The 21,054-nt window shown below is 44.5% G+C and carries 19 protein-coding genes; 13 read left to right on the top strand and 6 right to left on the bottom strand.

The features are described from left to right. Nucleotides 1–51: 51 nt before the first annotated feature. The 3 genes from PRIO_RS04165 to PRIO_RS04155 all read right to left on the bottom strand — a co-directional run bounded on the left by PRIO_RS04165 (nucleotide 52) and on the right by PRIO_RS04155 (nucleotide 2,944). The gene (locus PRIO_RS04165) at nucleotides 52–1,353 is read right to left on the bottom strand and encodes an ATP-binding protein (RefSeq protein WP_020430088.1); all 1,302 of its coding nucleotides are present in this window, start codon (nucleotides 1,351–1,353) and stop codon (nucleotides 52–54) included. A gap of 201 nt (nucleotides 1,354–1,554) precedes the next feature. After that, nucleotides 1,555–2,085 (bottom strand): DUF3841 domain-containing protein, encoded by a 531-nt coding sequence (locus tag PRIO_RS04160; protein WP_020430090.1) that lies wholly within the window; start codon nucleotides 2,083–2,085, stop codon nucleotides 1,555–1,557. A 142-nt stretch (nucleotides 2,086–2,227) separates the two neighbouring features. Beyond that, entirely contained in the window at nucleotides 2,228–2,944 is a 717-nt protein-coding gene (locus tag PRIO_RS04155; RefSeq protein ID WP_052741410.1) for a hypothetical protein, read from the bottom strand. Between the two features lie 100 nt (nucleotides 2,945–3,044). Here PRIO_RS04155 and PRIO_RS35905 point away from each other — a divergent pair, with 100 nt between their 5' ends. From PRIO_RS35905 to PRIO_RS04135, 5 genes are all read left to right on the top strand, one after another. Then, nucleotides 3,045–3,197 carry a hypothetical protein gene (locus tag PRIO_RS35905; protein ID WP_020432589.1) on the top strand — a complete coding sequence of 51 codons (153 nt, stop codon included), beginning with the start codon at nucleotides 3,045–3,047 and terminating at the stop codon, nucleotides 3,195–3,197. After that, nucleotides 3,194–3,880: a response regulator transcription factor gene (locus tag PRIO_RS04150; RefSeq protein ID WP_020432583.1), complete on the top strand. Its 687-nt coding sequence runs from the start codon at nucleotides 3,194–3,196 to the stop codon at nucleotides 3,878–3,880. The genes PRIO_RS35905 and PRIO_RS04150 overlap by 4 nt, the downstream gene beginning before the upstream one ends. Nucleotides 3,881–3,914: 34 nt before the next feature. Further along, nucleotides 3,915–4,856 carry a sensor histidine kinase gene (locus tag PRIO_RS04145; RefSeq protein ID WP_231869817.1) on the top strand — a complete coding sequence of 314 codons (942 nt, stop codon included), beginning with the start codon at nucleotides 3,915–3,917 and terminating at the stop codon, nucleotides 4,854–4,856. An 82-nt stretch (nucleotides 4,857–4,938) separates the two neighbouring features. Beyond that, a complete protein-coding gene (locus PRIO_RS04140) occupies nucleotides 4,939–5,622 on the top strand; it encodes an ABC transporter ATP-binding protein (RefSeq protein ID WP_020432581.1) in 684 nt (227 codons plus the stop codon). Beyond that, nucleotides 5,619–8,204 (top strand): ABC transporter permease, encoded by a 2,586-nt coding sequence (locus PRIO_RS04135; RefSeq protein WP_020432580.1) that lies wholly within the window; start codon nucleotides 5,619–5,621, stop codon nucleotides 8,202–8,204. The genes PRIO_RS04140 and PRIO_RS04135 overlap by 4 nt, the downstream gene beginning before the upstream one ends. A gap of 6 nt (nucleotides 8,205–8,210) precedes the next feature. Here the strand turns inward: PRIO_RS04135 and PRIO_RS04130 are convergent, their stop codons facing one another. Then, nucleotides 8,211–9,092 (bottom strand): LysR family transcriptional regulator, encoded by an 882-nt coding sequence (locus PRIO_RS04130; protein ID WP_020432579.1) that lies wholly within the window; start codon nucleotides 9,090–9,092, stop codon nucleotides 8,211–8,213. A gap of 123 nt (nucleotides 9,093–9,215) precedes the next feature. Between PRIO_RS04130 and PRIO_RS04125 the strand changes: the two genes are divergently transcribed. From PRIO_RS04125 to PRIO_RS04105, 5 genes are all read left to right on the top strand, one after another. Beyond that, entirely contained in the window at nucleotides 9,216–10,175 is a 960-nt protein-coding gene (locus PRIO_RS04125; RefSeq protein WP_020432578.1) for an NmrA family NAD(P)-binding protein, read from the top strand. Nucleotides 10,176–10,217: 42 nt separating this feature from the next. Further along, complete coding sequence (locus PRIO_RS04120) at nucleotides 10,218–10,724, top strand: phenolic acid decarboxylase (protein WP_046501189.1); 507 nt, start codon at nucleotides 10,218–10,220, stop codon at nucleotides 10,722–10,724. Between the two features lie 308 nt (nucleotides 10,725–11,032). Then, nucleotides 11,033–11,494 carry a LytTR family DNA-binding domain-containing protein gene (locus PRIO_RS37290; protein WP_331709843.1) on the top strand — a complete coding sequence of 154 codons (462 nt, stop codon included), beginning with the start codon at nucleotides 11,033–11,035 and terminating at the stop codon, nucleotides 11,492–11,494. Nucleotides 11,495–11,507: 13 nt separating this feature from the next. Then, nucleotides 11,508–11,936: a DUF3021 family protein gene (locus PRIO_RS04110; RefSeq protein ID WP_046501185.1), complete on the top strand. Its 429-nt coding sequence runs from the start codon at nucleotides 11,508–11,510 to the stop codon at nucleotides 11,934–11,936. Nucleotides 11,937–12,114: 178 nt separating this feature from the next. Beyond that, on the top strand, nucleotides 12,115–13,428 hold the full coding sequence (locus PRIO_RS04105; protein WP_020432569.1) for an alpha/beta hydrolase family protein: 1,314 nt from the start codon (nucleotides 12,115–12,117) through the stop codon (nucleotides 13,426–13,428). A 45-nt stretch (nucleotides 13,429–13,473) separates the two neighbouring features. Here the strand turns inward: PRIO_RS04105 and PRIO_RS04100 are convergent, their stop codons facing one another. Then, the gene (locus PRIO_RS04100) at nucleotides 13,474–15,714 is read right to left on the bottom strand and encodes a right-handed parallel beta-helix repeat-containing protein (protein ID WP_046501184.1); all 2,241 of its coding nucleotides are present in this window, start codon (nucleotides 15,712–15,714) and stop codon (nucleotides 13,474–13,476) included. Between the two features lie 365 nt (nucleotides 15,715–16,079). On the opposite strand from PRIO_RS04100, the gene PRIO_RS04095 reads away from it, so the two are divergent. The 3 genes from PRIO_RS04095 to PRIO_RS04085 all read left to right on the top strand — a co-directional run bounded on the left by PRIO_RS04095 (nucleotide 16,080) and on the right by PRIO_RS04085 (nucleotide 20,635). After that, nucleotides 16,080–17,582 carry a serine hydrolase domain-containing protein gene (locus PRIO_RS04095; RefSeq protein WP_141639207.1) on the top strand — a complete coding sequence of 501 codons (1,503 nt, stop codon included), beginning with the start codon at nucleotides 16,080–16,082 and terminating at the stop codon, nucleotides 17,580–17,582. A 155-nt stretch (nucleotides 17,583–17,737) separates the two neighbouring features. Continuing rightward, nucleotides 17,738–19,576, top strand: coding sequence for an HSP90 family protein (locus tag PRIO_RS04090; RefSeq protein WP_020432562.1), 1,839 nt, complete (start codon nucleotides 17,738–17,740; stop codon nucleotides 19,574–19,576). Continuing rightward, the gene (locus PRIO_RS04085) at nucleotides 19,577–20,635 is read left to right on the top strand and encodes a hypothetical protein (RefSeq protein WP_020432560.1); all 1,059 of its coding nucleotides are present in this window, start codon (nucleotides 19,577–19,579) and stop codon (nucleotides 20,633–20,635) included. A 126-nt stretch (nucleotides 20,636–20,761) separates the two neighbouring features. On the opposite strand, the gene PRIO_RS37410 is transcribed toward PRIO_RS04085, so the two are convergent. Next, nucleotides 20,762–20,974, bottom strand: a complete 213-nt coding sequence (locus PRIO_RS37410; protein WP_141639206.1) for a hypothetical protein — start codon at nucleotides 20,972–20,974, stop codon at nucleotides 20,762–20,764. Nucleotides 20,975–21,054: the final 80 nt, after the last annotated feature.

The raw sequence follows: 21,054 nt of genomic DNA, 5'->3' as shown, positions 1-21,054 counted from the left end.
TTCTGAATCTTATATATCATCACTTTAGCTCTAGTCTTGAAATAACATTCTTTATATCCGCTTCAAACAAAACAACGCATAAAGAGGGATACTTCTCAGCCCATTTTCAAACCCGAAATTTTTAGCGGATACCCGAATCGCATAAGGCGGCTGATACAAGGAAATATAGTTTTTCAAGCTTTTCGCTCGGACGTTATCCGCCGATTTCCCCTCCAAGGGAATAATATTCCCCTGCCTATCTTGAAACACAAAATCCAATTCCGCTTTGCCTGGAGAACTCCAGTAGTACGGAGTGAAGCCGTTCGTGACAAGGGCCTGCATAATATAATTCTCGGCCAAGGCGCCTTTAAATCCATTAAAGTTTGCCGGGCCGTTCAGGATCACATTCGCTGCGATATCAAATTTGGAACACAACAATCCGGTATCCATCATATACACTTTGAAGGAATTATTATCAGCGTAAGCGCTAAGCGGCATTTTCCCTTCTGTAATTCGAATACATTTGTTGATCATTCCTGCTGTCCTCAACCAATCCAGCGGCGTTTCGTACTCATAAGCCCTTGCACCCGATTTAATCACTTTATACTGAAACTTGTGGTTCTCTTTGGCTAGCTGCGCGGGAACACTGGCCCATGCGGCCATGATTTTTGTCGTTTCCTGCGGTGAGGCATACTTGGCCATGTCAGCGATATATGCATCGTTCAGCATTTTCTGAGCGGCAACGACAAAATCAAAGTCCTGCGTATCTACATATTCAATAACGGCCCTTGGCATTCCTCCAACTACCAAATAAGTTTTATACAAGTCCATAGCCGTTTCATGCAAGGATAAGGGAGTAGAGTGCTCATACGATTCTTTAATCAACTCGCACATATCCTTATGCCCTGTCGCCCATAAGAACTCTTCAAAATCAAGAGGGTACAAATTCATCATATCCACTTTTCCAACGGGGAAGGAATACTTCTCACGATTCAGCGCCACACCTAATAAGCTGCCCGCAGCAATAATATGATAGTCCGGCTCGTTCTCACAGAAATACTTTAAAGAGGTTAACGCCCGCTCACAGGCCTGAATTTCATCAAAAATAATCAAGGTATCGTCTTTAAAAATGGTTTGTCCACTTTTTACAGACAATTCCTTGATAATACGTTCTGGATTTAAATCACGCTCAAAAATGGAGGCAATCTCACTTGAGCCCTCCATATTAAAATAAACGGTGTTTTTATAATGGTTTTTTCCAAAGGTAAGCGCCGTATAGGTTTTTCCTACCTGCCTAGCCCCATAGATGACAAGAGGCATTCTTTGGGGCTTATTCTTCCAAGAAACTAATCTTTCTACAATTTTACGTTCCATAAAGTGTATTCACCTCACACTTAATATAACATCCCTGCAAATGTGAAGCAAGCGCACTTCCTGATTTTTTGATAAAGAAAAGGATGGCTTCCAGATATTACCGTCGGCCTTGTCCAAGCATTTTGATGTCCCCCTCCACCCAGAACATTTTGTCAGCACGTATGTATTTGAATGCAAAGATCGCCGCGTGGTGGCCTTAAACTAAATTTTCGTTCCTCTAGCAATAAACTCTCTGACATTACACACATGTGAAATTTTTATTTTTCCGCTAACTCCTTGGAGATGTGGCTCAGAATTCCACCAGGGCGATTCTCTTAGCAATCCGAGATTAAATATCCGCTCCCAGCTCTCCTCCTTCGACATCTTCAATTCGTTTCTATAAAAGGCTTCCCACTCCGCTTCATCTAGAGCCATGAAGCTGTCGTTTAGAACACAATGCCATGCATCAAAATCGGATAATAGCACTTGTTCGCTCGGAATCTCTACTTCGAGGCTTACAGCATGAGTACCACCGTTGAAATGGCCACTTCTTCGAAGATCAGGTTTCTCCGTCCATAGCCATATAGGGAATTCACCCAAATAATTAGGAATTCTCTTTTTCATCTGTCTCATCATCCAATGATAGTCCCCTAGCATCTCTCCCCATATGAAATCAGAGTTGCCGACCAAATAACCAATGTCTTGAGCTTTTTCCCATGCTTCAATTGTTTGATTTGTCCAATACCGGGTCATATTAATCCCCTTCTGTGAAGTGATTATTAACTTACACTATTAAATTCTTTATTTTCCATAAAAAAGCCTCCTGAAGGAGGCCTTGTAATTCAGCATGAACTTCTCTTCTCATTTTTTCATGGTTATATATCACGTAATATCACTATCTTGTTTTTGAAGTCACTGTTGATATATTCTCTTGAGAAAATTCATACCACGTTACATCCCTTTTAGCTTCTTCTTCTTTAACAAAAGCATTATATGAATCTATAGTAACTAGTTTATTATTGATGTAGTATGCTATGGCGAATGTGGTGGATGATTCATCAGTAGCACTTGATTCATGATAAGCTAAATCGTCAATTTCACAGAAATTGGTGTGGAATCTTAATTTTCCATATCCGTTGTAAGTTAACCCGCCGCTTAACCATCTAAATGTCCCGTCAGTTTTAAGAAAACGGATCTGATCGTTTCCAAAAAAATAGCCATAGACTTCACCGTTCATATAATGCAGGACTTCAACAAAATTTGGATTCTCATCTACTGTTAATCCAAGAACAACTTCAGGTATTCTGTCACCATCCATATCAAGCACGGCAAAGCGATTTATTTTAGATGTAGTTCCATAAATCCCGTTATTAGTTAAAAAATCATTCAAATATACCTTTTTCTTAGTTTCTGTGCTGTAAAATTCAATCTTATTTTGCAATACTCTCTTATATGCTTCCATTGCCAAACTCTTACTGTTCTCAAGTTTACTTTCAGAAGGAGTAATATGGGCAGAAGAAGTAATTGTTGGAACACTGGTGTCAGAAATTTTATTACTACTTGAAATACTTAACAAAAACATAAGAAGCACATACATAATTTGTGATTTCATTTAATCTCTCCTCAACTATCTTCCGAAAGGTTATTTCAGTATAGCGGGAAATGGGCAATATTGGAACCTGACATTTCGGAATACCAAGCAGATTGCTGGAATGCTGATCTTTAATTCCGCCCTGCTTGTATATTTCCGCCAAAAGAAATTTAATAAAGTAAGGGAGCTAAAATGGCTTGTTCCAGTTGAGGCCAAAAACCCGGCAGACGGACAGTATATGAGCAGTAAAGTAAAGGATGATGAACATAAATGAAACGGATATTTTTGGTTGAGGACGATAAGGCAATCGCTAAAAACCTTATCCTTTTGCTCCGCTCGGAAGGATTTACAGTCACCCACGCCCCTACGCGGAGTGAAGCCCTTGCCGCACTTGCCGGAAATACATTTGACTTGGCGTTGATTGATATTTCTTTGCCTGACGGAAATGGCTTCACGGTGTGCACGGAGATCAAAGAAATGCAAGATGTTCCGGTTATCTTTCTGACGGCTTCCGGCGATGAGGCGAGTGTTGTTACCGGGCTGAACATAGGCGCCGACGACTATATCACCAAGCCTTTTCGCCCGCGTGAATTGATTGCGCGAATTGGAACCGCCCTGCGAAAAAGCGGACGTTCCGGGTCGGCTTTTGAAATCTGCGGGCTTCAAGTCGATACGGCAAGCGGCGTTGTCAAAAAAAACGGCAACGAGGTTTTTCTTTCAGCATTAGAATACCGCTTGCTGCTGGTGTTTATTAGCAACCCAAAAAGTATTATCACGCGGGGCAGGCTGCTTGACGAATTGTGGGACGCGGCGGGCGAATTTGTCAATGACAATACACTGACCGTGTACATCAAACGTCTGCGGGAGAAGATCGAGAACGACCCGGGAAACCCGCAAATCATTCTGACCGTTCGCGGGACAGGGTATAGATTGGGGAGCGAGTATGCTTCGGAATAGAGAGTTTCGGCAGTTTGTCATTTTGTTCTCCTTAATGGCCGCCGCCGCTGTAATGGTGGGATTTGCAATCAATACGGCGGCGGGAATCCTTGCCATGGCTTCTGCCGCCGCCTTTGGCACAGCGTTTTTCGTGTTTACCAAAGCCCGGTACAAAAACATTGCGCGGATTTCCAATCAAATTGACCTTGTGCTTCATAATGCTGACCATCTGTTTATTGGGGAATCGGACGAGGGCGAACTTTCCATTCTGCACAGCGAGATCACAAAAATGACGCTGCGTATTCGGGACCAAAACAACGCGCTGAAAAAAGAAAAAGAACATCTTGCCGATTCGCTGGCCGACATCGCCCACCAACTCCGGACCCCGCTCACATCCGTGAACCTCATTCTGTCATTGTTAGCGAATAACCCTGATGAGAACGAGCGGAAAGCATTTGTGCGGGAAACAGAGGAATTGCTTGTGCGGATGGATTGGCTGATTACTTCCCTATTGAAATTATCCCGCTTGGACGCGGGCATTGTGGTGTTCCAAAGCGTGCAGATCGATGTGAACCACTTGATAAACGCCGCGCTTCGCCCGTTCCTGATCCCCATGGAGCTGCATGATATTGATCTGCAAATAGACGCACCGGAAGGGATGATTATTCAAGGCGATTCGGGTTGGCTTTCGGAAGCTATTCAAAATATCCTCAAAAATTGCATGGAAAGCACAGGCGAGAACGGGAAGATTGAGATTGTCTGCACAGACAACCCCTTATTTACTGAGATAACCATCCACGACAGCGGCGCAGGCTTTGAAAAAGAAGATTTGCCCTCCCTGTTTGACAGGTTTTACCGCGGGACAAACCCAAACGCTACAGGATACGGGATTGGACTTTCTCTCTGCAAGATGATCATAACACGGCAGGGAGGGACGATTACCGCAAAAAATCACCCGCAGGGCGGCGCGATATTTGCCATTCGTTTCCCCAAGTGACGGATCTCTCACCTGAAAGTCACAGAGATGTAAGTTGAAGGTTCTATTATATGGGTAAACCATGAGATAGGAGACTCACATAATGGAGTTTTTAAAAATTGAAAATCTATGCAAGCTCTATGGCAAGGCCGAAAATCAAGTTACCGCGCTTGACCATGTTTCGCTTACCCTCGAAAAGGGGGAGTTTACCGCAATCATCGGCTCCTCCGGCTCCGGCAAATCCACGTTGCTGCACATCATCGGCGGCGTGGACGTGCCGACAAGCGGAAAGGTGTACTTGGAGGGTCAGGATGTATATGCCCAAAGCAATGAAAAACTCGCCATTTTCCGCAGGCGGCAGGTTGGGCTGATCTACCAGTTTCACAACCTCATTCCCACTCTGAATGTGGTGGAAAACATCACCTTGCCTATCCTGATGGACAAGCGGAAGGTCAACGGGGAACGGCTGAATGACCTGCTCGAAATGCTTGGGCTGCAAGACCGCAAAACGCATTTACCCAACCAGCTTTCCGGCGGTCAGCAACAGCGCGTTTCCATAGGACGTGCCTTGATGAATGCCCCGGCGGTCATGCTTGCCGACGAACCCACGGGCAGTTTGGACAGCCGGAATGGACATGAAATCATCAAGCTGCTGAAAGAAAGCAATCAAAAATATGGGCAGACCCTGCTCCTCGTCACCCATGACGAAAATATCGCCCTGCAGGCAGACCGCATTATCGGCATATCCGACGGCAAAGTAGTGCGGGACGAGAGGGTGCGGCCATGAACATTTTTAACAAGGTCACCCTGCAAAGCATGAAAAAAAGCCGTACCCGAACGATTGTCACGATTATCGGAGTTGTTCTGTCCGCCGCCATGATCACAGGCGTAGCCACCTTTGGCGTTTCCCTGCTGAACTATATGGCAAACGGCGCGGCCCAGAAATACGGCGGTTGGCACGTCGAGTTTGTGAACGTTGATTCCTCTTTCACACAGGAACGAGCTCTCGACAAGGGAGTTGCAAACTCCGCAACAGTTGAAAATATCGGCTACGCAAAACTTGACGGCGGGAAAAACCCCAAAAAGCCGTACCTTTTTATGGCCGGATTTAGCAAGAAAGCCTTTGACACCTTGCCCATCAACCTGATGTCCGGCAGGCTGCCTGAAAACAGCGGGGAGATTCTTGTTCCGATGAGCGCCGAAGTAAACAGCGGCGTTAATTTCGCGGAGGGTGACACGCTTTCACTTGCTGTAGGAAACCGTATGAATGGCAACAAGAATCTCGGTCAACACGACCCTTACATTTCCGGGAAAGAAACTCTTGTGCCAAAAGCCAAGAGAACCTACAATGTTGTCGGTATCTACTATTTACCCGGTTTTGAGGAACCTTCCGCGCCGGGATATACCTTGATAACGAAAGCAGATGCCGGGGACACAGCGGACAGCTTAAACCTATTTGTCACGCTTAAAAACCCGCGTGGTGTTCACGCTTACGCAAGCAGCACAGCCGGAACCGGGGCTTACGTCTTTAACGATAATGTGCTGCGCTTCATGGGTCTTTCGGGCGATAATATATTCAACACGCTTCTGTACTCGGTTGGCGGCATTTTGGTTGCCTTGATCATGATCGGCTCGATTTTTCTGATTTATAATTCGTTCAACATATCGCTGAACGAGCGCACACACCAGTTCGGGATTCTCTCGTCGGTGGGAGCCACAGCGAGGCAGCTGCGAAATTCGGTGCTGTTTGAGGGACTTTGCATTGGTGCGGCCGGCATACCGATTGGCGTTATTGCCGGCATAGGCAGTATCAGGCTTGTGATTTCCGTTGTCGCCAGGAATTTTGAGAACATTCTCTACACCAACGTACCTTTAACATTGTCAGTGTCCATTCCCGTAATTGTTGCTGCGGCTGCGGTTAGCATCGTTACCATTCTGATTTCGGCCTATATTCCGGCCCGAAAGGCCGCAAGTACTCCCGTTATGGAGATTATTCGTCAGACGAACGAGGTCAAAGTTGAATCCAAAGCCGTGAAAACGTCAAAACTGGCGCAGCGTATTTACGGTTTAGAGGGAACCCTTGCGCTAAAGAATTTTAAAAGAAACAAGAAACGCTATCGCAGCATTGTGCTGTCCCTTGTTTTAAGCGTAGTACTGTTTATATCCACCAGTGCTTTTGTAACGGATTTGAAGCAATGGTCGGAGCGGGCAGTAGTGTATACTACATTTGACATCATTATGTCCACACAGGACATGAACGATAGCGAAATGCTGCCGCTTTATGACAAGCTAAAAACCGCCGATGGTGTTTACGAAAGCTCGTATCAAGCGCTTATGAAGTATTCATGCGTTGCCAAAGCAAGCGATCTTTCAGACGATTACTGGAAATACGCGGGTTCACATTCGCCGGATGAAACGGTTAATCTGCCAATGGAAATTCAGTTTCTTGATGACAGCGCCTATCTGAACATTATCAAAAGCTTGAACTTGCCGGAAGAGGAATATACCGGTCAAAATGCGAAAATGATCGCCGTTGCAAAAATGAAAAACCACATGAAAGATAATCGGGAGGAAGAGGTTGCGAATATTAGTGATCTGTTCAAGAGTTCTTCCATGAATTTTACCATCGCTCCCGAAACAAATGGCAAGCCGAAGATGGAACAGGAGCGAAACGTAAGTATTAAGTTTGTCAATACCGTGCCACCTGATGGACCTTCGATCCCAGAAGACTCCAAGGTGAAGAATCCGTTCATTTTTAAGGTGATGGTCCCTTATTCAATCAAAGAGAAGTTTGAAACCTCCGATACCCATGTGGCTATTAAGGCCTTGACCTTTCGGTCAAAGACTCCCATACAGTCGACGGCTAAAATGGAAGCGATGATTAAGGGTGCGGGAATTAAATCCAATTATACCCTGTACAATTTTTCTAAAGTGCTTGATGAGAACCGCAATATGATATTCATTGCCAACGTGTTCGCTTATACTTTTATCATTATGATTTCGCTGATTACGGTTGCCAATGTGTTCAACACCATTTCCACCAATATCAAGCTGCGCCGGCGGGAGCTTGCCATGCTCCGCTCTGTGGGGATGTCTGAACGCGATTTCCAAAAGATGATGAATTTCGAGTGTGCCTTTTATGGCATGAGGGCGCTAATCTTCGGGCTTCCCATAGCGGCAATCTCTGCTTGGCTGATTTACAAAGTGATGGGCGGCGGGGCGGACAATATCGCTTTTGTGTTCCCGTGGGGCAGCATCGGAATCAGCGTGTTCAGCGTGTTCTTTGTGGTGTTCATTACAATGCTGTATGCCATTAGCAAGATAAAAAGAGAAAATATTATTGACGCGCTTCGGGATGATATGACTTGATTTGGTTTAAGTGAGTAACTCTTTTATAGTTGAAATCCAGCGTTTTACTTCTAAGCGCACTTCGCTTCTAAGGCAAGCAAGACCGTAAACCACTTCTTCAGTATAGCTTAAAGGAACACTGGCGATCTCGCTATCCTCTCCAATCACAAAGTCCGGCAGAACCGAAACGCCAAGATCACTTTTTATCATGGTATGTACTGTATTAATGGTATCTCCATAGGTATAAATGGAATCGGGACAATTCTCAATAATTTTCCTGTTCATCTTTTTTAGGGTTGGGGGGGATTGGTGTTCGTCAAATAAAATGATCGATTGATGATTTAATTGTTCGATGTCCAGCTCACTTTCATTCGCGAAAGGATGATTTTTGGGCAGTACACAAACATAGGACCCTTGAAGTACCGGATAAAAACAAAAATCAATGTCCTTTCCCAAATTATCTTCCGAAGTAAATATGATATCAAACTTTTGGTTTAATAAATCTTCCTTCTCTCTAGTCAAATTAGACTTTTTCAACTGAATTTGAATCTGCGGGTATTTTTCCTTAAATCGCCTAATCATGTCCGGCAAAACTTTCTTCTCAAAAACAGTCTCTGTGTATCCGATAACCAAAGTGCTTTCATATTTTTCCGAGAGCCGTTTTGCTTTCTTAATGGATTGGTCTAATCTGAATAGAAGCCCTTCCATATCTTCGTAAAAGCTTTTGCCGGCTAAAGTCAAATTAACAGTCCTTTTGTTGCGGACAAATAAAAGGATTCCCAGCTCATTTTCTAAACTTTTTATGTTGTGGCTTACAGCAGGTTGTGTCAAATTTAATTTCTCAGCCGTTTTCGAAAAATTCAGTGTCTCAGCAAGAGAAACAAAGCACTTTAATTGCTGAATATTCATTTGAAACATCCTTTTTATTAATAAATCCTTTTTATAAATCATAACATAGGGTAATTTCACTCTAATGTCAACGTATGCTATTCTTTCCTTGTGAAAGTTATCACTAGAAAAGAGGGATTAAACATGCGTTATATTGTAACAGGCGTAGACGGTCAACTGGCAAGCCGTGTGGCGGAAACGGTTCTCGCAGAAGTAGATGGTCGCAATTTAACCTTCACATGCATGAAGAAAGACAGAATTCCCAAAGATACGGTTCAACGTTGGGAAAATGCGGGAGTCACAATCTTTGAAATCAATTATGATGACATTCCATCCATGGAACGGGCTTTCAAAGATGGTGATCGTATCTATATTGTCTCTGGCCTTGAAGTAGGCAGAAGAGTCCAGCAACACAAAAATGCAATTGATACGGCAATCAAAGCAGGAATCTCTCACATCACGTATAGTTCATTCATCGGTGCGACAGATCCTAATTACGCTCACGTTTTTGTAACTCCAGACCATACAGCAACTGAAAACTACTTAAAGTCAACAGGTGTTACCTACAATGCAATGAGAAATAACTTGTATTTAGAAAACTATCTGACCATGTATACGATGTTGGCACTAATGTCCAACAATAAATGGTTAACCACTGCCGGCGAAGGCCGGGCTACTTTAGTTCACAAAGATGATTGCGCAAGGGCCGCAGCCGCAGCCCTACTCGGAAAAGGCAAAGATAACGAGGCTTATAATATCGTAGGATCAGAGTCTGTTTCCGTAAGGGATCTGTGCAACCTCATTAAAGAAGTTTCCGGTAGAGACCTGGAGTATACTCCTGTGAATGCGGAGCAATATTACGAACACCTGGAAAAAATGCACATTCCCAGAGAAATTACCGGAGATTTCTCCTGCTCGCCTGTTCCATTCTGCGGCGATGATCTCGTTACCACCGATGCCAGCATTAAAGAAGGGCTTTTAAACGTTCAGTCCGATGCCATTGAAGCTTTGACTGGACAAAAGCCAAAAACAGCAAGAGATATTATCGGAAAATATAAATATATTTGGGAGAACAATATCCAAAACTGGCGGGATATGAAATAAAACCGTTCAAGCAGATAATTATTTAAATAAGGAGAAACCCATATGAAAACGAAAGAAGCTTTAAAAGACTTTGTAGGAAGCCATATGATTTATACTTATGAAATTGGTTGGGAATACGAAATCTACATCAAGAATGACCATACCATTGATTATCGTATCCATAGCGGCATGGTTGCGGGCCGCTGGGTGCGCGACCAGGAAGTTGATATTGTAAAACTAACAGAAGGCGTTTATAAAGTATCATGGACCGAGCCGACAGGAACGGACGTTGCCTTGAACTTTATGCCAAATGAAAAACGAATGCACGGTGTTATTTTTTTCCCAAAGTGGGTTCATGAACATCCGGAAATTACGGTTTGTTATCAAAATGATTATCTTGAATTAATGAAAGAATCGCGCGAAAAATATGAAACTTATCCAAAATATGTTGTCCCTGAATTTGCTGATATCACATTTTTGGAAAACGCCGGTATTGACAATCAAGAACTAATTTCCAAAGCGCCTTATAAAGGGATGACAGACGACATCCGTGCAGGAAAATTGAAATAAGTAAATCTATAAACGGATTACCGAAATGATTCGGTCAAACTGAAGAAGAACAAAAATCGGCCTCTTCGTATACAATGCGAACAAGGCCGATTTTTCATATGGTTACCCTACTCATCTCCAAGTAATGTAAACGACGACAGGATTACTACTCCCCCTTGTGCATGTTCGTTCACGTTATATACGGCTGTTCCAAAAGCTATAACTATGACTTGGGACAGTCCTTTTTTGTATGGAATTGAGTTGCTCAAAGTAGAAGCTTACGCCTTTTCATTGTATGATTTACGTATTATAAAAGTTAACAAGTTTTAATTCGAATTTCCGAGGGTGATTCTATCAAAATTTCCATCGAAGTAATAGACCATACAGAAGAAGAGGAGATCCGCATCAGGTGTCACCAAGTAGACGAAGAAATACATGAGCTCGTTAATAAAATAAAAACCGAAACGCTCATTATACTTGGTTATCATGAGGATAGGATCAGCCGCATCAAACTTAGTGATATTTATTATTTTGAAGCTGTTGACGGAAAAGTGTTTGCGTATGGTAAGAACAACGTTCATGAAGTCAAACAAAAGCTTTATGAACTGGAGGAACTTTGCAAAGAGAAGCATTGTTTTCGCGCCTCCAAATCGACCATTCTAAATATAGCTAAGATTGCCAGTATTCATCCGTCGATCAGCGGCCGTTTTCAAGCATTATTGGATAATGGGGAAAAGATAGTCATATCACGGCAGTATGTGCCGATGCTTAAACATATGCTTGGATTATAAAGGGGGGGCCTATATGAAGCATTCCGAACTCATAAAAGAAATAATTAGAGATTTCTTAATTATATTTGCCTCCATCATTATAATCATCACTGTTTTGCGGCAAATCTATGCTCCTGATGCGAGTTTCGAATTAAAGACGATTTTTACAATTATGGCTTTCTCTTTTTTGGGTGCTTTGACCGGAATCATTTTATATACGCCGCATGCGATTAGCGAGAATAAAATGCGCCTCCGGGTGATTCTACATTTCCTTTTTCTGGAAGTCCTATTAATTTCTCTGGCTGTCCTATTGAATCTCGTATACGGCACTTTCGGTATACTATTATTTGCTTTGCAAATTGCCACAGTATATGCTATCGTTCGCCTGCTGACGTATAAGAATGACAAAAAGGAAGCTCAAAAGATCAATGAAAGACTAAAAACATTTAAAAACGAGGTTTAGAAGATATACACAAACCGCTCCCCAATAAAGCCGTATTCGCAGCGTAAGTACACATCTTTCCGTTGTTTTTTACAACTTATTGGCTCTCAGCTACAGCTTATCGTTTATGCGTATACACCTGCTCTTCCATTTATTATGATGAATTCATAAAAAACTGGAGGAGGAGCAGAGAAGTCTTATGGAGATTTTAATCCTTGTTGTTACGTTAGTCTTCGAGCTGGCAATTGCCGTTTATTCCATTGTAACCAAGCAAAGCCGCAACAAGATAAAGAGTTGGGCGAGAATCACAATGTTTGTAGGATTTATGATGCTGATCTTGGGGAAAGTTGTCGTATGGGAGTACACTTGGGGGCTGTTTGCAGGCTTGCTCTTTATATTAGCGTTCAAGGAAATGATTGCACTCCTGCGCAAACAAACACACACTCCGCGTTACAAAGCTTTTTCTGCGGTATGGAAATCCCTTTTCTTATCATTGACCGTAGTCGTTACCCTTGTTCCTGTTTTACTTTTTCCACAGCATAGGCTGCCGCAAGTGACAGGTCCGTATCCAGTGGCCACCGCCACTTACACCTATACGGACAAAAATCGTATCGAAGAATTTACGGATCAGGATGACAAACGGTTTGTTAACGTGGAATTTTGGTATCCTGAACAGGCAGACGGAACCTATCCTTTGCTTGTGTTCTCCCATGGAGCATTTGGTATTAAAACCAGCAACACTTCTACCTTTACAGAACTTGCGAGCCACGGTTATGTCGTCGTTTCGATTGACCATCCCTATCATTCTTTTTATACCGTTTCCGAGGATGGAAAGGTCGTGACAGTTAATCCCGGGTACTTGCAAGATTTCAGCAATGCAAATATAAAAGGGGTTTATCCGCTTGGTAAGTTTTTCGAACTTAATCAAAAATGGATGAAATTGCGAACGGATGATATGGATTTTGTCATGGATACGATCCTGGAACAAGCCGAGCAAAAAAAAGATTCTGTATATGAACGCATCAATACACAGAAAATAGGCGTGTTCGGCCATTCTATGGGGGGTTCAGCAAGCGTAGCCCTGAGCAGAAAACGCGATGACATTGACGCCGTAGTAAATATAGATGCTCCATTCTATAGCGAGCTTGTGTATGATAAAGTTACGAACGAATTAACTGCAAAATCCGAAGCTTACACCATCCCGCTTCTTAATGTTTATTCGGATGATGTGTGGATACAGCTCGACAGCAATTCTTCGTATCTTCCGTATATCGCGAATAGAATTTCGAATATAAATTTTAAAGGTGCCTACAACGTTCATTTTAAAGGCGCAAAACATTTAAGTTTAACCGATCTACCTTTATTCTCGCCCATATTGGCAAACCTGTTGCAAGGCGGAAAAGCAGATATCGATACATATTACGCGATTGAAACTCAAAATGAACTTATCCTTCGTTTTTTTGACTATGCTCTAAAGAATAAAGGTCAGTTTGCTCCAAAAGCGACGTATTGAGTATCTGCTCCGCATGCAGGATGCACTTAAGTCAGGTATAGGAGTTTATTGCTCAACTACCCCAAAATCATCCACATAAACATATGCTGTACCGGGCTTCTTATAAGCATACACTGTTGCCCTGGTAGCGCCTGCTCCGGTTGTAAAAGGGATCTTTACCATTGTCCAGGATGTACTGTCAGATGTTGCAGATGCATCCTTTCCTTCAAAGCCTTTAACGCCGATCTGAATCTTCTCTCCTATGTCTGCTTTAACCCAGGCGGTATACATATAGCTGGTATTAGGGCTTAGCCCCGTAAGTACCTGCTCGATACCATCTTCTCCGGGTCCCAATCTGACACTCTTAGAGCCGCTTCTTGGTTCCGATACACTTGCAGCAGTATCTGAATATGTTCCTGCCCATGGTGAGATTATCCCTTTCTCGAAATCAGATTGCCTTACGTTATTAACATAAAGTAAGCTGACACTCTCAAAAACCGGGGCCGGAGGTGAAGAAAAATTATGCCCGGCAGTCCAGACCGTTCTACCAAACTCATATGCTCCAAGATCCGGTGCCGCACCCGCATAATCATTCGTGATTCCAGATATTACAACCCCTGCATTAATCGCTGGAGAAGTAGACTGCAACCTGAAATCATATGCTGCGGGATTTACAAATAACGGATTGGTTTCAGAGGTAATATTATTTCCTTCTATATGAGTACCAGGCAGTGTAAAGGCTGTAGTAAAGATATTGTTGAAAATTCTGTCACCGTACATATCTGACTGAAAATTACTTCCCCAATATCCTACATTCCCGTTACTGTAGGTGGTATTGTTATAAATCAGGTTAAAATTACTGGGTGTATTCAATCTAATCCCTGTATAGTTTCCCCATACAACATTATGATGCACAATATAGCCCTTGCTGCCGTTATCCAGATAGATCCCAGTGCCGGAATAATTTTTTGCCAGATTATCATGGATGTAATTATGATGAATTACCGTCCCTTGCCCATCCCACGCAAATTCATAGAGTATTCCGCAGTCTTTTGTCAGCTTTCCTGCATTGTACAGATTATTATATTGGATCCGGCTGTTTTGGGTAGGCATAAATATCAGATGACGCCCAGCGTTATATACCGTATTATGGCTGATTAGATGGTTTGCCCCCAATAGATAGATTGCCGGAATATCCGCTGCCGAATAATTTGCTTCATGAATAAGATTATTAATTACCTTATTTCCTGTTCCCTCTATACTCACCAGATTACCGGAACTGTAGGTCAAAGTACTGTCTCTAAGCTCATTATTGGTACCGGACATAAATATCCCTGTATTGTATTGTCTGGTAACATCCGAATCATGACTGACATATTCCGCAATCATATTAGAAACTTTACAGTAATTAGAATTAGACATTTTAATGCTGGAGGCGAAGATATTAATTCCGGTAATATTTATGTAAGAGCGGGAACTTAAATCAAAAGCATAAGTCCGCGTCTTTGCTTCTACTGTCAAAGTATTCGGATCAGCTCCACCAGGGGCCCATAAATAAAGTCTGCCAGTCATGCTGTCATAATACCATTCTCCCGCACTGTCAAGATCTTCAAGATTACCAGTAATATAATAGCTGTTACCTTCTGTCGCTGCAGCAGCCATTTGATCAAAGGTAATGGAGCCGCTACTCGAGCCGGTAATGGTACTTTTATAAGATTTGTAGCCTGTTCCCGGAACACTCCAAACCGTTTTGCCCACCCAGTATCCAGGTGCCTGAGTTAAGTCCCCATCCTTGATGGTTGTAGCGGAACCGGAATCAACTGTTGCATATGTTGAATTTAAGGGATCAAATGTTGGTGAATTGGGCCATCTGGCTTCAAATTGCATTTGCTTATTAACAAATATCTGATCTTTTGTTCCAAGGGAACCCGTCATTTTCGCGTAATAGATGGACCGGGAGTGATTTTTCCAGCCAGTAACCGGATCGGCACCGGATACCGTTACGTTCTCTCCTGTATAAGCCTTAAAGTTTATGGGATTTGCAGAAGTTCCAGAAGTATGAAGTGTTACTGTTTCCCGGTATGTACCGCCTCGTATGATGCAGGTATCTCCGGCTGTCATGGTATCTGCTGCCTTTTGTATGGTTTTCCATGGATTTGATTGTGTACCGGTTCCAGTGATGTCATTCCCCGTTGTAGAAACATAATATACGGAATTTGCCTTTACCGTTTCCACACCCAAATTAAGACTAAATACATAAATCATCATAATTACAACTAAAAACCTAATCCCTGTTCTCTTATTCATAGCTTACCTCCTGTAATGAATTCTATTTTTAGATACGACTTCTACGCCTGGGCTTAAGTTCATTGCTAGGTATGTTCTAATTAGGGAATTTATGTAATAAGCCCTAATTATTTAATCGACTTCTACCGGCTTAAAGTTTATGATTCTTTGGGTGAAGCTTCTCCGGTACTGAATCAATCCAGTTTGCACACAGGGCCTACATGGCAGGTGGACATTGGATACACGGCCAGAAATGACTCCCAGACCTCAGTCGAGGAAACCTTCGCCCCTCGTCCAGTCTTTAAACTATCTCTTAGACTGTTTTGTCTGGTCAAAAAGCCCTTTAAAATTGCTTATAGAACTTAAAGGGAAAGCGAGTGTTTTTTGTGAAAAAGAAGATTCAAATATGGATGGTTGTACTTATTTTGATAGCAAGTAGTGTAGTTATATCCGATTCATCAGTCTTAGCTAATAGCAGTTCTACTACAACTACAACTCCAGTGGATTCTGCAAAAATTGATGATCACGTCGAATCTATGATCGAACAGCTTCAAATTCCGGGTGTTGCCTTGGGTATTGTAAAAGGTGATCAGATTGTTTATTTAAAGGGTTATGGAACCTCTGGACCCGACGGGGATCCCATTACTCCTCAAACCCCATTTATACTTGGCTCCACCACTAAATCGTTCACCGCTCTGGCCATAATGCAATTGGTTGAACAAGGGAAAATCGATTTGAATGCACCTATGCAGCAATACTTGCCTAATTTTAAACTGGCAGATCCAAAAGCTGCAGAGGCTATTCTTGTAAAAGACCTGCTTCACCAGGTCAGTGGCTTCTCTACCTATGAGGGACGGCGTGTTTTTAACAACAAATTTGATTCTATTGATGAGCTTGCCACTCATCTTGGTGATGTATCTTTAAGCAATCCAGTAGGCAGTACATATCATTATTCAAATCTAAATTATGATCTCCTTGGCGCTATTATTCAGGCTGCCTCAGGTCAATCTTATGCTGAATATGTTCAAGAGCATATTTTTAACCCGCTGGATATGAAAAATAGCTTTACCTCCGTAGCAGAAGCGCAACAAAACGGGTTGGCCAAAGGGTATCAATCTATTTTTGGCTATATGCTTCCAAAGGACTTTCCCAACAATCCATCCATACTGGCTTCCGGGTACCTCATTTCCAGCGCGGAGGATATGGCTCACTACCTAACGGCCCAATTAAATAACGGAAGTTACCAGAACGTCTCCATCGTTTCTCCTGCCAGTGTCTCAACCATGCATCAGCCTTATGCCGAAGATCCCTCGACAGGACATTATTATGGCATGGGTTGGGAGATTAATGGCAATATCATTCAACACAATGGAGCTATAGAAAACTTCTATTCAGATATGATATTGGATGGGGATACCGCTATCGTAGTCCTGATTAATGCTCAGGACTTTCTCGTGCGAGGAATGAACTTCAGTAAGATCGCTTCAGGAGTTCAACAGATCATGAATGGACAAGAACCAACAGGCGTTGAAATTACCAATGTCACCAGAACTTATGCAATTATCGATTCTATATGTGTTATTATCGCCGCTCTAGTCGTATGGTCCATTTACAACCTTTTTGAATGGAAGAAAAAGTTCACTCCAACCCCACTACGAATAACTGTATCGTTGTTATCGCTGCTTATATTCAACCTGATCATTCCGGTTGGAGTATTAATATCAATGGGCAGCATGGCCCCTTGGTATGTTTTCTTCACATACCTGCCTGGAATCGGGCATTTTATTTTCATTATTTGTATCCTGCTGTTAGGCATTGGGGCGATCAAAACCTTTTTGCTTATCCAAAGTCTAGTCAAACATAAAATGAAGCAGAATAACCCAAGATAATTCACCCCTGAGCAATTCTGCCGGCTTACCCCGAAACAAACAAAGGAGACGGGATCACGAGCGGATTGGCAATATCTGTTTCTTATAATGCGGCTTCTGGGTAATACATAGAGTTGCGTCTACATATCAAATGATTACAGAACAGGAGAACAAGAATGGAGAACCAGAACCGGGATACTTACCGCTTTCAGGTCAACTTAAGCGGTATGATCAACATTTTGTCTAACCATTTGTATAGCAGCCCGAAGGTATTCTTAAGGGAGCTGCTGCAGAATGGCATAGACGCGATTACTGCACGGCAGGCTTATTCCCCCGACGGATACGAAGGCAAGATTCATGTCGAGGTAAGCGGGACCTCAACCGGGGCGACCTTATTGGTAGAAGATAACGGAATCGGGTTAAACGAAGCAGAGATTCATGAGTTCCTGGCGATGATCGGACAATCCTCCAAGCGGGGTGAAGACTTTCTCTCCACCAACACCTCTTTTATCGGGCGGTTTGGCATCGGGCTCTTGTCCTGCTTCATGGTGAGTGATGATATCGTCATGGTCACCCAATCCGCCAAGGGCGGACCTGCCCTGGAATGGCGCGGGAAGCCGGACGGCACCTATACGATCCGCAAGCTCGAAGGGCAACATGCTCCAGGCACCAAGGTTTTTTTGCGTTGCAAAGAAGGCTCCGAAGCTTACTTCGAGGAGAACAATCTGCAGGAAGGGCTGTTCCATTACGGCGCTCTGCTGCCTTATCCGATCCAACTGGTGTCAGACCGTAACACCCGCCTGATTAATCCGCTGACTCCGCCATGGGTCAAAGATCCGCAACTGGCCCGGAAGCACCGTGACGAGGTGCTGGCCTTCGGCAAGCAGGTGCTTGGGGAGACGTTCCGCGATTTCATTCCCCTGCACACCGCCTCGGGCCGGACGGGAGGCATCGCCTTCATTCTGCCGCAGGCGGTGAACCTCAACGCCAAACGCAATCACCGGGTGTACTTGAAGCACATGCTGGTCTCTGAAGCTGCCAGCAATATCCTGCCGGACTGGGCGTTTTTCGTGAAATGCCTGATCTGGACCGATGAGCTGCAGCCGACCGCTTCCCGGGAGCATTTCTATGAGAATGCCCAGCTGGAGCAGGTGCGGGAAGAACTGGGGAACTCCATCCGCCAGGAATTGATGCGGATGGCGGAGTACGACCCGGATCGCCTGCAATCTATCATTTCGCTGCACGCCTTATCCATGAAGGCCCTCGCGGTGGAAGATTTGTCATTCTATTCGATTATTCATGAGTGGCTGCCGTTTGAGAGCACATTTGGCAGGAAGCCGCTTGGCGAACTGAAGCAGCACCCTCCCCTTTACTTCACTGCGACGCTGGACGAATACCGCCAGATTACCCATGTGGCTTCGGCCCAATCCATGCTGGTGGTGAATGGCGGATTTATTTACGATGCCGAGCTGCTGTCCCGGCTGCCGCTCGTTGACCCGGACGTGGAGACTGAACGGCTGCTGCCGGAGGAGGTATCGTTATCCTTTACCGATATTACCCCTCAAGAGCGGTTGGACTACTATGAATCCGTAAGACTCGCAGACAGTGTCCTGCAGAAATTCCGCTGCCAGGTGCAGCTGCGCCGCTTCAAGCCGGAGGAGATTCCTGTACTCTACACGCTGTCCGAGGAGTCCGCCCAGTGGCGCGTACTTGAGGCAACGAAGGAAGTGAGCACTGACGCCCTGTCCTCCGTGCTGGGCAGCCTGGGCGCTACGCTCAAGGATGCGGCATACGCCACGCTCTACTTCAACCTGAACAACCCGGTCATCGAGCGGGCATTTCATCCGGCGCACCAGAAGATGCTGCCCTCCATTATCGAAATGCTGTACTGCAATGCGCTGATGATGGGACATTATCCGATGAACCGTCAGGAGATCGCGCTCCTGAACAAAGGCATAATTCAATTTATTGATTGGGGATTGACGGCCAGTCACGTCACAGGAGGAGACGAATAGATGAACTTTACCGAGATGAGTTTCGATGACTTGATGGAAGAAGCCTATGGCCTGCCGGGAGGCAAGGCTAAGCTGGAGCTGCTGGAGCAGGCGGTACGGGTGGCAGATGCCGCAGGAGATATCGATCAGGGCTATGAGGCCCGCAGCGAGATCGTAGAGCTGGGCAGCTTCCACGGCTATCCGATGAAGGCGCTGGTCGCCTTTTCCTGGCAGCTGGGACAATATGACAAGAACCCGGGCCGGTTCGATGATTACAGCCTGATGTGGTCGTACAAGTGGGTGCTGGACCGCATCTCCGCTTTTGCAGAAATTAGCCGTGTCCAGATTGAGAACCTGCTGGAGGATATGAAGACCCGCTTTGCGGCCGAAGGCTACAGCAGCCGTACCTATCACTATTACCGGGCGAAGCTTCTCGCCGATTTCGGAGAACTGGATGCTTCTGAAGCCGAGTGGGATATCGTACAGTCCATGGAACGGGATGAGATGAGCGATTGTGAGGCCTGTGAGCAGCACGGTCTGGTCGAATTTCTGGCGAAGCGGAACGAAGACGAGAAGACCGTGAAGGCAGCCGAGCCGATTCTCAAGGGTCGAATGACCTGCGGTGAGGTCCCTCATGTGACGATTACGAAAGTCCTGTTCCCTCTCCTGCGGCTGGGCCGCCAGAGCGAAGCGGATAAGCTGCAGAAGAAAGGCTACAAGCTGGTCAAAGGAAACCGCGACTTTCTGTATCACCAGGGAGAGCACATTGGTTACCTGACCTTGACCGATCCAATCAAGGCGCTGGAGGTCTTTGAAGAGTACATCGCCTCCTCGCTGGATCATGAGAACCCGGTCGATCAGATGATATTCAATGCCTATTCGGCTAAGATGTTCCGCCGGCTGGCAGAAGAATCCATCCGGTTCCAGGTCAAGCTTCCGGCAGGGCACCCGTATGAGCGCCAGTCCGGGGAGGTTGAGTCGCTCGCGAAGTATTTCCAGAAATTAGCTCTCTCTACAGCGGAAAAGCTGGATAAGCGAAACGGTAACGCCTACTATACCACACTCCTGCAACAGTTGTAGGCTGTGTTCCGGCAGCCGTCCTTGATTAAGGACAGGCGCGGCAAAAAGCAGCTCCCGTATTGGGGGCTGCTTTTTGTGTTGAGAAGCAGGCACTATGCGTTCCAATCTGCTGCAGACAAACTGCATTCACTGATTCGTTCCCAGCTTTTGCTTAATGGAGCTAAGCTTTTGATTATCGTGATAAGCACCCGCCCGTATCACAGCGTTAATTTTATGAAGATTTTGTACGCTTTCTATGGGGTTGGCATCCAGAAGGACCATACCGGCGTTTTTGCCAATATCCACGGTACCCATATCATTCATCCGATCCGGAAATTCAGCCCCATTCAGAGTTGTCATCTGAAGAACATGGAGCGGCGGTAATGTATTGGATGACAGGAGCTGGCAGCACTTTATACAAGTCCGCACGGCAATGCTTT

Source organism: Paenibacillus riograndensis SBR5, assembly GCF_000981585.1.
GTDB lineage: Bacteria > Bacillota > Bacilli > Paenibacillales > Paenibacillaceae > Paenibacillus_AQ > Paenibacillus_AQ riograndensis.
This window is presented reverse-complemented; position numbering and strand designations above follow the sequence as displayed.

What these genes read in the sequence shown, in the direction of transcription:
- PRIO_RS04165 (WP_020430088.1), bottom strand. Translation starts at nt 1,353, where the DNA reads ATGGAACGTAAAATTGTAGAAAGATTAGTTTCTTGGAAGAATAAGCCC.
- PRIO_RS04160 (WP_020430090.1), bottom strand. Translation starts at nt 2,085, where the DNA reads ATGACCCGGTATTGGACAAATCAAACAATTGAAGCATGGGAAAAAGCT.
- PRIO_RS04155 (WP_052741410.1), bottom strand. Translation starts at nt 2,944, where the DNA reads ATGAAATCACAAATTATGTATGTGCTTCTTATGTTTTTGTTAAGTATT.
- PRIO_RS35905 (WP_020432589.1), top strand. Translation starts at nt 3,045, where the DNA reads ATGCTGATCTTTAATTCCGCCCTGCTTGTATATTTCCGCCAAAAGAAA.
- PRIO_RS04150 (WP_020432583.1), top strand. Translation starts at nt 3,194, where the DNA reads ATGAAACGGATATTTTTGGTTGAGGACGATAAGGCAATCGCTAAAAAC.
- PRIO_RS04145 (WP_231869817.1), top strand. Translation starts at nt 3,915, where the DNA reads ATGGCCGCCGCCGCTGTAATGGTGGGATTTGCAATCAATACGGCGGCG.
- PRIO_RS04140 (WP_020432581.1), top strand. Translation starts at nt 4,939, where the DNA reads ATGGAGTTTTTAAAAATTGAAAATCTATGCAAGCTCTATGGCAAGGCC.
- PRIO_RS04135 (WP_020432580.1), top strand. Translation starts at nt 5,619, where the DNA reads ATGAACATTTTTAACAAGGTCACCCTGCAAAGCATGAAAAAAAGCCGT.
- PRIO_RS04130 (WP_020432579.1), bottom strand. Translation starts at nt 9,092, where the DNA reads ATGAATATTCAGCAATTAAAGTGCTTTGTTTCTCTTGCTGAGACACTG.
- PRIO_RS04125 (WP_020432578.1), top strand. Translation starts at nt 9,216, where the DNA reads ATGCGTTATATTGTAACAGGCGTAGACGGTCAACTGGCAAGCCGTGTG.
- PRIO_RS04120 (WP_046501189.1), top strand. Translation starts at nt 10,218, where the DNA reads ATGAAAACGAAAGAAGCTTTAAAAGACTTTGTAGGAAGCCATATGATT.
- PRIO_RS04110 (WP_046501185.1), top strand. Translation starts at nt 11,508, where the DNA reads ATGAAGCATTCCGAACTCATAAAAGAAATAATTAGAGATTTCTTAATT.
- PRIO_RS04105 (WP_020432569.1), top strand. Translation starts at nt 12,115, where the DNA reads ATGGAGATTTTAATCCTTGTTGTTACGTTAGTCTTCGAGCTGGCAATT.
- PRIO_RS04100 (WP_046501184.1), bottom strand. Translation starts at nt 15,714, where the DNA reads ATGAATAAGAGAACAGGGATTAGGTTTTTAGTTGTAATTATGATGATT.
- PRIO_RS04090 (WP_020432562.1), top strand. Translation starts at nt 17,738, where the DNA reads ATGGAGAACCAGAACCGGGATACTTACCGCTTTCAGGTCAACTTAAGC.
- PRIO_RS04085 (WP_020432560.1), top strand. Translation starts at nt 19,577, where the DNA reads ATGAACTTTACCGAGATGAGTTTCGATGACTTGATGGAAGAAGCCTAT.
- PRIO_RS37410 (WP_141639206.1), bottom strand. Translation starts at nt 20,974, where the DNA reads ATGACAACTCTGAATGGGGCTGAATTTCCGGATCGGATGAATGATATG.